8 protein-coding genes are annotated in these 13339 nt (G+C 43.6%); all 8 read right to left on the bottom strand.

Going from position 1 to position 13339, the window contains the following annotated elements:
* Nucleotides 1–45: 45 nt before the first annotated feature.
* On the bottom strand, nucleotides 46–282 hold the full coding sequence (locus H7F31_RS11085; protein WP_261800497.1) for a small multi-drug export protein: 237 nt from the start codon (nucleotides 280–282) through the stop codon (nucleotides 46–48).
* Nucleotides 283–844: 562 nt separating this feature from the next.
* A complete protein-coding gene (locus H7F31_RS11080) occupies nucleotides 845–3949 on the bottom strand; it encodes a DUF5722 domain-containing protein (protein ID WP_187104222.1) in 3105 nt (1034 codons plus the stop codon).
* 220 nt (nucleotides 3950–4169) lie between these two features.
* The gene (locus H7F31_RS11075) at nucleotides 4170–5228 is read right to left on the bottom strand and encodes an SGNH/GDSL hydrolase family protein (protein WP_261800377.1); all 1059 of its coding nucleotides are present in this window, start codon (nucleotides 5226–5228) and stop codon (nucleotides 4170–4172) included.
* A gap of 19 nt (nucleotides 5229–5247) precedes the next feature.
* Nucleotides 5248–7584, bottom strand: coding sequence for a hypothetical protein (locus H7F31_RS11070; protein ID WP_187104221.1), 2337 nt, complete (start codon nucleotides 7582–7584; stop codon nucleotides 5248–5250).
* Nucleotides 7584–9482, bottom strand: coding sequence for a family 20 glycosylhydrolase (locus tag H7F31_RS11065; protein WP_187104220.1), 1899 nt, complete (start codon nucleotides 9480–9482; stop codon nucleotides 7584–7586). The genes H7F31_RS11070 and H7F31_RS11065 overlap by 1 nt, the downstream gene beginning before the upstream one ends.
* 121 nt (nucleotides 9483–9603) lie before the next feature.
* A complete protein-coding gene (locus tag H7F31_RS11060) occupies nucleotides 9604–11385 on the bottom strand; it encodes a type 2 periplasmic-binding domain-containing protein (protein ID WP_187104219.1) in 1782 nt (593 codons plus the stop codon).
* Between the two features lie 91 nt (nucleotides 11386–11476).
* Nucleotides 11477–12349: a carbohydrate ABC transporter permease gene (locus H7F31_RS11055; RefSeq protein WP_187104218.1), complete on the bottom strand. Its 873-nt coding sequence runs from the start codon at nucleotides 12347–12349 to the stop codon at nucleotides 11477–11479.
* A 24-nt stretch (nucleotides 12350–12373) separates the two neighbouring features.
* A complete protein-coding gene (locus H7F31_RS11050; protein WP_222622748.1) occupies nucleotides 12374–13324 on the bottom strand; it encodes an ABC transporter permease in 951 nt (316 codons plus the stop codon).
* Nucleotides 13325–13339 lie beyond the last annotated feature (15 nt).

Here is a 13339-nt window from a genome sequence, read left to right as displayed (position 1 = left end):
AAAAAAAGACGCCTCGCAAAGCATGCTTTTTGAGACGTCCTGGATTCAATTTTCCTTATGGAATAGCTTCTGTCCACGTTCTAGACGTTTATTTTGCTTTTCTTGTTTACGTTCAGACGTTTTTCTTCTTTGCAGCCACTGCTTAACGCGATCACTAGCTAGGATAACAACCATAACTGAAATCCAGTTTCCGACGATTGCCGCTGCTATCGTCATCACTGCCGGGAAGCCGATCGCAATCCCTACAGGTACTGCAAAGTATCCTTCGATGAATGGGATCATTCCCACAATCATAACCCCAAAGAATTGTAATATCGGATTTGAATCTTGCAGTATCAATAAATTAGAAATATACCTTATAAAATGGCACATTGTACAAGATACTTTGGCATTTGCCGTATGAATGATAGCATAAAATGGCACTATAATTAGCCTTTAAGTTTTAACTTTGTTTGAAGGCAGCAAATTTACTCAAAGTTGCATTGACTATGATCTTTTACAACAAGTCAAACTCATTACTGATATCCTTTGTTAGTTTTGCAAGTACACGCTTATCCATGCTTTCCAAGCTTAAATAATTTGACTCTCGTTATAATACTTGGATTTAACAATCATCTCTGCAACATAATCTTTGTGATATTGATAAAGTTCTTTTAATTTAAACGTCTTAATATTACCCATGGCCTTACGTAAAATTACACTGTCATCTGGGAGTTGCCTCTGAATATCTCTGGATAATCAGATAACCTTCCTCTTTAACGCTCCGATAAACCGATTTCATACGTAGCATCTGCCTTTCATCAATATGTCAGCATAAATATTCTCTCCAATTCGTATCACAACTTTATTTATATATAGGCAATGAAATGTAGTCAACCGTGATTGTCCCCGTACCGGAGCTGTTATCGGCAAAGTCCATTCGAATATTCTTGATCGTCCCATTCCAAAGCGTTTCATCGTCCATGCGGATGGTGTATACCTGTTCGGCGGTATCATTTGCCGTAATTGTAAACTGCTTTTGCCTTTGTTCGCTAGCGCCTGCATCGCTGGTACGATTCCAATAAATTTTGCCCTTTGTCGCGCTTGTATTATTTCTCACTTTAAATTGGATGATTTTGTATTTTTCAGCATCTACCGCTATGATCGGCGAAAGCATATAAGGATCCGCGCCAGTTAACGTCTGCGTCATTATACCGCCGCTTACGGAAGCCGTCATCATATTCAAGGTGTTCCATCCCATTAGGTCATTGTTAGTTGAAAAATCCCAATGCTGATAGACGTTTTGCAATAGACGAATGGAATCAACCGAAAACGAGCCGCTTCCGTTGCTGTTATCGGCCGGGTCGAACCGCAGCGAAGTAATCGTATTCGCCCAGGTTGCTTTACCGCTTAAGTCGACTACATATTCACGGTATTGTGCATCATTTGGTGTAATATTGAAATCCTGGGATTTGCTCTCGGATCTTGTACCTTCCAGATTGGTCGTCCAATAGAGCTTGCCTTTCGTTGCGTTAGTTGAATTTTTCATGCGAATGATAACTTTATTGTTAATAGCTGAATTTATTTGAATTCCATATTTTGTTACATACGGGTCGTTTCCGCTAAGTGTTCCCTGCATGGATCCATTTGTTGCCGATAAACTAGTAATATTATTTTCTACGGTCCAACCTTCCGTATCCCCATTTGTATCAAATTCCCCTTGCAAGTGTTTATATGAAACGGATTGGGAAGCTCCAATATTATCAACGTAAAACCCTGCATCCCATAATGCACCGCTATCCGTTCTAAACCAAACCTTAATCCGATCTATCGAGCTTTTGCCAGCCCATTGAGATACATTCATCCCAAGCAAGTTCCAACTATCGGGGGTTATTTCACTTTGCCCCTCCAGAATATTACTTCCACTGTATAATCTGACTTTAGCATAATATTGAGTAGCACTTGGTGCCCCGCCAAACGAATTAATTGCCAATTGAAGATAAGGAGTTGAAGATAAATTTAACGGAGTTGTAAAGGTTTTTGTTACGCCCTTCCAACTTGCAGCACCATTATTATCCAGAGTCGTGCTGAAAGCCGCCTCCAGCATGCCGGTGCCTTGATATGGAGTGCCTGGTAAATTTGCCGATGAAGTCACCCTAGTGACGCTATCCGTATAATCTGCTTTAGTCCATCCCTCAGTATCCGTTTCAAAATTGGCGATCACCGCTGTTGTCCCTCCTCCAGCGGTAATTGGGTATAAATTCGTCACTGCAGGCGGGGTACGAACATTCAATTGGGATACATCGTACCCAGGAATAACCTCAGTCCAATTGGATATGCCAATAATGCCCTTGGCGAAATCAGTCGCGTTTTCCGAATCGGCAGTATCGATCTGTTTCATGACGCTCCACATCTTTTTTTTCACATCCGGATCATTCGGTATACCTGTAGTCGTATCTCGAGTCCATAGACCGAGGTGCAGTCCTCCCTCCCCACCGTTATCCACGTGGCGATGCAAAATAAACGAGTCGATGCTGCTGTTAAAAAGCGTTTTGTAGTATCCGTACGCATAAGCTGCTGCTTGTACTCTTTGGTCATCCACATCAATAGGGTCCATTGTGTGAAAGCCTTGTTCGGATAAAATGACACGGCGTGAGGCTCCGTTGAATCTAAAATTAGTTTGATCCAAATATTGAGTTAATATTTGGATATTTTTAAACGTAATTCTTGGAGTAGTAAAACTATTTGTGGCTGTGGTATCATTCCAAGTTTGCGGGATTCCTAAGTTTTCAGGATATGGATGATAAGCTACATTCCAAGGAAAATCCCCTAAAGTTGCAGCTTGCGTGTTGATTTCATCGATGACCTCTTTCCCCTGAAAATCGAAGAAAGTCGTCCAAAAATGATCGAGTGAAATATATACCCTGGCATTACTGTATTTCTTCATTGCTGCAGTATGAAAGACTCTTAAAGTACGTACATAGTCTTTAACAAACTCCGGCAATGTCTTAACACCCATATTGTACCAAACCGAATAAGAGTTCACTTCGTTTCCGATAATGTAATTGACAGCTCGTCCGTATGATTGATCACTTCTCGTATAGCGCTCAACGATAAACTCTGAGACCGCTTGAAAATATTTCATGTTCGCGTCTTTTGTGTTGAATGCGCCGACAATCCCTCCGTTACTATCCGGGTGCAGAATCAGATTGGACGGGGACGTGAGGTAACTGGGATAGACCAGCAAGATAAGAGTAACAATAACGCCATTGTCAGATAATGATTTCACAGCACGATCATTTTCTTCAATCTTTTGTTTGTCAAAGTAAAAATGTTCTCCATTCATCGTATAGGTGATCGTATTACTGCCTCCAGTGGTATGGAGAAGATCGCCGTAGCTAAAATTCAAAGCGGCATGACCGATTCCAAGCTCCTGAGCATCATCGATCAGTTGAACCTGCAGCCCTTTCTTTGTTGGAGATGTCGGGAAAGTGAAAGAATTAAGCGCGACTTCCGTAAATGTAGTCACATGCTTCCCATCAACCAAGGTAAGCACTCCCGCACCAGTTCGAAGCGCAACAGCAAATTTGGAGTAGATGCGATCTTTGGACGAACCGTCATAACGATTGACAGTAGCCGTATAATTATAGCATTTTTCAATTCCTCCCGGATTAACTGAGTCGCTTATAACTGCCGTTTTAGTAGCAAGGACAGCGAGTGTATGTTCCTCATATGGCTCTAATGCAAATAATTCAAGATTTTGAGTCTGGCTTGTGCGAATCCACCCAGAAACGATTATCTCCGTACTCGTTGCCGTTACGTTGGAAATCACTCCGCTTCCTGGGGAAACGCATGGAACATTATTAAAAACTACACCTGTGTCTGCAAAGATTATTCCATTAGCAGGGATGATAGTAGATACAGTTAGAGCTAGTAGCAATAATGAAGCCAACAATTTATTTTTGATCATTATGAATGTCTCCTTTTCATAATCAGAATATTACCGGCCGGCACGCCGTCCTCAAGGACGAGGCGCACCGAAGTGATTTTGCCTCTCCACTGCTGTGGAGACAAACCAATTTCGCTTCTTCAACATAATACTACCAGCGGCATCCCCCCTATCAAGTCTTCACGTCGATTCTCGCTCAAATAGTCGGCCTACGTGTGCCGATCCGTTCATCGGAGGCATGTTAACATATCTGCAAGATGCCCTTAAGGATCGGAGTTAACCCATTGGCTATCTGCATAAAGCCAAGATCAGTCGGATGCAGGCCGTCCACTGTACATTCATTCCATACTTCCCCAAGTAAATCCGCCCCGTCGCAAAAATAAATGAATAGATCCCCTTGGTTCCGAAGCTCCCTTACCAGCCCGCATTGATAGTTCCTTCTTGCCACTCTTTCTTCATAGGTTGAGGCTCTGACATGCTCATATCCACAAGGGGTTCGTGATACGACGAGGATAGGGACCTCGGAATGCCGGCTGCGGAAGATTCGAATAAATTCAGGCATGGTCGTAATTAGACCATCCACATTCACGCAATTGGCATCATAATCCAGCATAAGACATCTCGGGTTTTCAATTTGGCTAATGAACTCCGCAATTTCCGGGTCACCCTTGCCATTTCCGGAAAAGCCTAAATTTATAAATTCAATATTGAATCTACGGCTCAAAATATTACTGTAAGCCATTCCGGGGCGTGAGGCGCAGCCTCCCTGTGTAATCGAGGTGCCGTACACGATGACCTTGCCCTCATTGCCATATGGAGGATATTCCACCATTGTCGCGTCTGAATTCACCCCGATTTGCACTTCATGTACGCCTTGATACAGCGGGAAATTAAGGGTAATGCATCGTAATTCAGGTTCAACGGATTCAAAGAATACGCTTTCATATTCATTTGCATTGTGGGGGAAGCGCGTTGTCCCATAATATAACTGGGAGCCAGGCAAACCCAAATAACAATCAAAGCCGTTAACAGCGGTTGCAGTTATATGGTCCATGTTGTTTGGACCATATAACCTCACTTTTATCATTAACTTGGTGGCATTTGTCTGAAAACGTATCTGCCCACCTGCCGTATGGTTTGCCAAGTCGTCCACCTCTTCACGAATGGCTCCTGAGACCACAACCGGCAGCCTACGATACTTATGCTCCTGCGACCACCAAGCGAATCCGGATATTTGAAAAGGGGGCTCATTGGGGGAACGCCAATGAAGTTCCTCATCTTCATGATTAAGTTGTATCAAAAGCCAAACCTCCTACGTGTCATGCCATGGACAAGACGACTATAAACTTCAATTCCCGACCCGGATTTTTCAACGCCAATGTATTCCCGCTAACGCTTCCATGCCAATCCGAAGCCTTGCCGTCTATCCTCAACTCTTCTATCTCATGAATACGATAATTATTTCTCATGAACAGGTTTAGAGACAATTGATCAATACCCGACGGCAGAGAAAGATTCACTTCAATAATATTCAATGTGCTTCTTTCAATGAAAAAGGAAAGCTTTCCGAAGACGGTGCCTACATTGTTCACCTGAACATGTTTTCCAACATCAAGCCATTCAGCAGGGGCACTAGGCAAAAAGTAAAGCTTATCGCTTTCTACGATAAATAGCGTGTTTAAAATCATTTCCATAATACGCCCATTTCCACTTCCATTTGGTTGCCAAGGAGACAACCACGGAAGTTGAGGACTGAAGCGTTCATGTACATGGTAGGTATCGAGCGTTGTAGAAAAAGCCATCGTCGAATAGAAATAACGCAGTGCCTTCTCCCTTTCTCCGCGTAAGCTCCACGTGCGATGCCATACTCTTTCCGAATTATTAACGTAATACAGGTCTATCGGCGACCCGGCGTATTGCTCTTGAATGACTCCTAGACTCGGATCCTCCATTCCAGGCAGTTTAACCGCAAACCTATCGCTCATCGCATATTGCTTACGCATCAGATATTCAATTTCCGGGATGATTTCATCCATCGGTTCGATCAGACCTGTATCTATTAAGCTAATTGGACCATCGATTGCGTAGACACCGGTTCGAATGTCCGATTGGGTATAAACCTCATTAGGCATCCATCTAACGTTATCATGACCCACTACGGTACCTCGCTTAATAGATTCTAGAATACAGACTCTGAAATCATTGGCTTCGCTACAATACCTAGAAGCATCAGGATGCTCAATATCAGCCAAAGCCGCAGCCATGCTGTTTAAGCCCTGCCATGTCGTCACATTCGACAGGAAGAAATAACCGCTGTCCGGCCAATCATGAACACGCCCTTTGGGCAATAAACCAAAGTGAGCAACTTTTTCGCCAGCATCATCGAAAACTTTAGTCGCATTACGTTCCTTGCAAACCCATTCACATGCTTTGAGAACAATGGACAGATTCGCTCGAAGCCATTCCCGATCTTTCGTAACCAGATAATAATCCGCAAGCAGCCCCAGAACGGATCCAGTTTCACCCATCCAAAAAATATAGGCACGGAATGAGCCCTCTGGCGATAGAATATCCCCTTCCGGGCCAATACTGTTTTCCTGTGTACTCAAAAAGTATTCAAGCGTCTTTTTTACGATATCCGTTTCCCCTAACCGGGTTAACATTCGTAAATAGTTGGATACTTCCCATGTATACACAACTGTATAATCGTTAAATCCTCCTTGCCCTGGAAGCGCTGATCCATCCTCCCTCTGAGCAATCAACTGTAATGAGTTCGTCAAAGCCGTATCGAAAATCGTTTGAATAACCGCTTCCGGAACTTGAACTTGGGTTTGGTTGGCTAAGCTCATCTTCCAGATTTCCCTGCTCTTCGCTATTGCGGTTTCCTCATCCATAAAGGCTTCGCTCTCGCCAGACTTGGCCCCAGGCATTTTCTGGACGAAAGTGTCATAAATCTCAACTTGGATTTGCTTCGTTTCACCTGGAGCCAAAGTCATCTCAAATCTCAGGATATGATTGAACTCACCCGCTTGAGCCCTATATTCTACATGTGCGGATGAGTCGGCTTTGTAGCACATAAGCGTTGAACCATCAGGATGAAGCAAGCTACCCGAAGTAGAATCAATAATCCGCTGCTCCAGGCTCATACCATTAAGCCATGGTGCTGCCACGCTGTTAAAAGGAACATAATCCTCATTCGCGTGGACATAAAATTGATCATGACTCGCTTCGATATTTTGGAAATACCAATGGCCTGTTCTTGCTAGCGTGGGGTGCAGATTAGTTATCGACAGGAATTGATGCACGCGCATATGACCATCCGAATCTGGTAACGTCAAGCTGGTTAGGCTGTGCGCAAAGTTTGATTGGGAAAGGTAAGAGAAAAGAATCGGTTCCTTGGGAGAAAACAATGCTTGTTCGACGTTGCGATAATCAAAAAACTGAGGTTGACCCTCAGGCCCGAATAGAAAACCGTGACCACGGCGCAAATCCCCTTTGCGTCCAAGTGCATCTTTAATAAGTACGGTGAAGTCAGGCCGTACTTCAACTAAAGTATCTGCCAACGGCCCGTGAATATAGATTCGCTTCGACCTCGTTCGCGGAAACAATCCGGAAATTCGATTCCAATCGGATTCTGCATGACAGTTTAATCTCATTAGTGTGCCAACTCCTTCAGAGCCTTGCCATATTCATCAGCTAATTTTTCGAGATTACCCAAACTTTCCTTCATCCCGCCCACTCGATTGCGGCTTAACCATACCTGTTCATACTTGCTCATAACTCCATTCAAGTCTTGAATCATAGCAGAGAGTCTATCTTTACGATTGGCTTCATCCATTGCAGATAAATTTAATAGGCCTAGCTTGGCTCCATGAAGAATGAGTTCGATTGCGTTATAATACTCCGCTATTACAAGATCCGCATCGTCGCATTGCAAGTCCACTTGCTCCAACACGCCTAATAAATTTTCCACGTACTTTTCTACGCCTTCGAAGTCATCTCGAGTTAACCTTGGCAGATTAAGCCACTCCAGATCTCTATTCGTATCCGTGAGCTGATGATAATACAAGTTTCTGAATATGCCGCTTCCATCGAAATTCGTTTTCTGTTCCTGCAAATAATAGTTTCCAAGGTCCAGAGCAAATTGTCCCATCCTACGATTGCGATCAAGAAATACGAACCGGTCGAGGTAACCGGCAATATCTGCATCGACATTCTGATCTACACACCAACTTAGCGCCGCACCATAGACAAACCCAGGATAACTGATCGGCAGATGATGCCAATGATGCGGCGAACCCCAATCCGTATTCAGAAAACCTATGGCTCCGAACTTCTTTCCTAATGTTGCGGCATTATGCAAATTCGATTTCATATTGTCCGTAAACCCGCCGATCGTGTTCCAGCTTGATGTGCCCGGACAGACATAATAAGGAATTCCGCTTTTCATCAGCGTCTCGCAATGGTCGGGATTCGGTTGATCTGCTGCATACCCCCATTCCAAAGCAATGAGATCCTTTGGCAACTGCGGGATTAATTCTGGGTTTTTTGCGATGATTTCTGCCCAGAACATCATCTTCTTTCCTTTTTTCCCTACAAGCTCATGCAATTTCAATAAATAATTCAGATAAACAGTCCCTTTGCCTCGTTCTTCGCATTGCTCCTTGCTTTTACCTTGGCCCAATTCAAAGGTTTCATCGCAGCCCACGTTAAAATAGGGTGATGAAAACGCGGGAAGCAGATCGTCGAACGTGCGCTCAAGAAACTTGAACACATCGGGATCCACCGGATTTAACGTTGTAGGATGGTACCATCCCCATGGCGCCATACAACCATCGGGACATTCCGAGAGGGAGTTGAACTCTTCGCGAATCAACCATGGCGTCATATGTCCGAAACTATTCTGATTAGGAACGAGATCAATAAATCTGTCTTTGCAGTATTGATTGAGCAACGCGATCTCTTCCGGAGTAATTGGCGTCCCGTCCTTCCACACGTCCGGGAAAGACGGATAAGCATAAGAAAATCCTTCAATATAAAGCTGCAGCTGATTGAGCTTGAGATCCGCCATGAATTCAACGATGCGATATAAGGTTTCCATCGTCGGTATTCTGTCTCTGCTAATATCGAGCATTATTCCTCTTGCACTGAAATCAGGATAATCGGAAATCTGAAGACACGGAAGCATGGCCTCCTCCTTGTGTTGCCTCAAAAGCTGCTTTAATGTGCTTACGGCATGGAAAGCGCCAGCTTCGTCCTTGTACGCGATCGAAATTCCGATCTGGCTGATTTCCAAAGTATAACCCTCCGAAGGGAGTTCCTCCTTTCTCTCGAAGCTTATCTGAGTATCGCTCAAACCGTTTCCGATACAGACAGGGTAATCGTACCCCATTAATTCTTGAATAATCCGCTGAGCTCTCTCCGCTATTTTTAGCATCATTTCATTTGAATCGGCTGGAATACAGACAGATCCATCTCGAGATATTGTATATAAACCAGGCGTATAACGAACTTCTCTAGGATTGGGAACGAATAGGGCTAGCTCTGTAGTCATTTAATCTTCTCCTTTACTTTAATCGAAGCAAAATCTGTTGGTTTTTTAAAACAAGACAACAAATGTTCGGAGTCAACATTCGTTGCCTTATTTTTTTATTTCTTCTTCCTAATCCAATCGTTTACTGCTGAACTTCGAAACCAATGGATTTAAAGTAGTCTTCCATTTCCTTCTTGGCATCGTCGTATTTCATCCGACTATTGTAAGCTTTCATGATGTCATCCCAGTTTTTATCAAATTCCTCTTGGTTCTTTGCGGCGAACAGTTTAGCGGATTGCTGCTGCTGGAATTCGCCCGAAACATAACTCGGAGCTAATTGGGAAGTTTCGCTTACGGCGGCACCTATATACCCATTCCACTGAATGCCTGCGTTGCTGATGAAGTTCGCGAAATAGACGACGTCGTTCGAATCGACCTCGAACGGATAGCTTCTCTTCCAATCCCAGCGATTAACCGCAGCAGTAGGAGTCGAGGCAAAAATCTTTGAGCTAACTTTTGTTAAGCCCAATCCGTATTTGTAATACTTTTCATTGAGAATATCTGCGTTGTTCGTAAGGATCGCTTGATGGAAGGCTTCATCTTTCCAAACTTTCTTGCCATCTTTCATTTCCCATAAGCCGAGTTCCTCGGGCCCCCAGGTTATCAGTTCTAAATACTCTTGCGACATCGTCCAATTGAATAGCTCAACCAGACGTTTGACGTCTTTGAAATCTTTGCGGATAAAAAATTTGAAAGTAGCTTTGTTCACTCCATCGATGCCTACGAATGTCGTTCCCGGCTGTTTAGGCAACGGAATGAGGCGCAGAGAATCGTTGGGATCCTTTTGTGTAATGGATTCTTGAACTTTCGGAATGTCTTTGGCCCACATGAAAGCGCCGACTCTGCCTTGAACGACGTTTTCTTGAAGCTGGTCATCCTTTTGGATAGCGAAGTTCTTATCCAATAAGCCCTCGCTATATAGCTTGTTCATATATTCCCAATAAGCTTTGGCGTTTGGATCCCCGAGAAACTGTGATACTTGTTTCGAATTCGGATCGTATTTCCATTGCGTCGTCAAACCAAACATCGCACCGAAATGCGGTTGCAGATAGACAGGAATCGTGAACGGAATCAGATCCTTTCCGTCGACCTTAGGTTTAGCTTCTTTGAGCTTTTTCAGGAAGTTGTAGAAATCATCCGGCGTTGCGATTGCCGGTTCGATTTTCAAATCATCCACGGTTGGTTTCGTTTGCGTTTCGTTAACTTTTTTGGCGAGATCTTTCGTGCTCGTGAACGAATAGCCAAGGCTCTTTAAGTCGCTTTCTTTAACCCAGATACCCGCCCAGTTACCCATAGGATTTACGTAAATATCATTGATGAACATAGGATCGTTTCCATCCGTCAGAACGGCAGGGAAGTTGTACAATTTCCCTTTATACATGGCATCTTTCCATTGTTCTTCCGGATAAGCTTCTAGCAGATTTGGAGCATATTGCTTGACAAGATCACCCAATTCCGCGTATTTGCCTGTTTCCGGTATCGTAGTGTTATCACTAATGTCAAATACGACGTCAGGCAAAGAATCGGTAGCGAGGAATAAATTCAAGCGTTCTTTTCGGGACATACCGTTATTGACGTAAATTTCTTTGACTTTGAGATTGAATTTTTCCTGGACGGCCTTCGCCACAAGGTCGTTGGCATCGTCGGCAACCGTCGGCGGGGTATCTCCCCAAGCCCAAAATGTATACTCAAGGGGTTCCAGCTTCTCCGGGATTGCGCTTTCCGATGTACCTTGCGATGGCGATTCCGGAGATTTCGAAGGCTCGCTCGTATTGTTATTTTTGGTGCATGCAGCCAACAGCGACAAAACTAGAACAACGCTAATCAGACTGTAAACTCCCCGTTTGAATCTTCTCATGATCATTAATGGACTCTCCTCTAGAAATAGAATAATTTAAAAACCATATGAAGATTATTTATATGATTAAGAAGCAAAAATCCGCCTCGTATTTTAGCTACATCTTAACTGCACCAAGGGTCATGCCTTTGACGAAATAACGCTGCGCGAAAGGATACACGAACACGATCGGAACCGTCGTCACGATAAGAACCGCCATCGTATACGTTTGTGTCGTCAGTGTAACCTTTTGGCTGTTCATACCCATGAGGAGCAACTTGTCCGCCGTATTTTGAGATTCGGTCAATATGGCTTGAAGCACCATTTGTAGCGGATGAAGCGATTGGTTGGACACGTACATCAACGCATCGAACCATGAATTCCACTGGCCGACCCCCACGAATAAAGCAATGGTGGCGATTACCGGGTAACAGAGCGGAAGAATAACGCTGGTCATAATCTTCAGTTCTCGTGCACCGTCTATTCTCGCCGATTCCTCCAAGTTATCGGGTATCGTTTCGAGGAATACCTTCATCAAAAACATGAAGAATGTCGAATAGCAGCCTGGTAAAATGTATACAAGAAAGTTGTTCATTAAATGAAGATCATGAATCAGAATAAAAGTTGGAAGCATTCCCCCGCTTACGTACATCGGAATAACGAAGAAAATGAACAAGGGCTTCTTGAATTTAAAGTAGGTTTTGGACATGGAGTATGCGCATAATCCAATGACGATAAGCGATAAGGCTGTCCCCAGCACGGTTCTCGCCAGCGATATAAATGTAGCGTCCAAGATCCGATCGTCCAGAAAGATTGCATGATAGTTTTGCAAAGTAAAGCCTTGTGGCAGTAATACGACATTGTGCTGCTGTACCCTCAGACCGTCACTGACCGAAATAATCAGTGCGTAATAGAAGGGATATAAGGTTACAACGCATAGAATCAGCAGCAAACACACCATGATTGCATCGAATACGGTAATTTTCTTCAAGTCTCTTGCCTCCCTATCACTCTGCTAAAACAGTGAGTATCCCGTTAATTTTTTCATCGTTTTATTCACGGTGAACAATAATAACAATCCAATTATCGATTGTGTTAGCCCGACCGCGGTTGCATAGCCATATTCGCCCAACCGAACCCCTTTGAAATACGTAAACACGTCGATCGTATCCGAAGTGCTCGCGATCATGACATTTCGCATCGGGTATAGAGCATCGAAAGAACTGCTAAACAAGCTGCTGACGGATAGAATAAAAAGAATAATGATCGTCGGCATGATGCCCGGAATAGTGATATGCAAAGCTCGCTTGAATTTGCCTGCTCCGTCTACCGAAGCTGCTTCGTACAATTCGGGGTTGATGGATGTCATTGCCGATAAATACAATATGGAGTTCCAGCCCATTTCTTTCCATAATGCGGATAGAATGAAAATCATCCAGAAATAGCTAGGCTCCCTGAAAAAACCGATACTTTCGACACCAAACCAACCGAGTATCATATTGATCGATCCCGAATCCTGATCGAGTAGCCTGTAGAGAAGTCCGCTTATGATGACCCAAGAGATAAAGTGCGGAAGATAAGTAATGGACTGTACGACTTTTTTCATTTTTTGAAACCGAAACTCGTTGAGCAAGAGTGCGAATACGATAGGTATCGGAAATCCGATCAGCAAGTTCAGCAAACTGATCGCCACAGTATTTCTCAAAGCATTTTTGAAATCAGGGTCCTCCAGAAAAGCTTTAAAATTGTCCAGTCCGACGAAATCGCTTCCCGATAATCCTTTAAGCAAATCATAATCCTGGAAAGCCATTGTGACGCCGTAAATCGGTTTATAGTTAAAAATAATCGTATACGCGATGGCAGGAACAATAAGCGCAAACAAGAAAAGCTGCCTTCGCCAGTCTTTGCGCAAGCGAGTAAACCAAGATACTTTCGCGTTTAACTTGTATGACATTTCGACTTTCATTCAACCAACTCCGTA

It is taken from the genome of Paenibacillus sp. PAMC21692, from assembly GCF_014303795.1.
Classification (GTDB): domain Bacteria; phylum Bacillota; class Bacilli; order Paenibacillales; family Paenibacillaceae; genus Pristimantibacillus; species Pristimantibacillus agaridevorans.
Note: the sequence above shows the minus strand (reverse complement) of the source record. Positions and strands in the feature narration are given on the sequence as shown.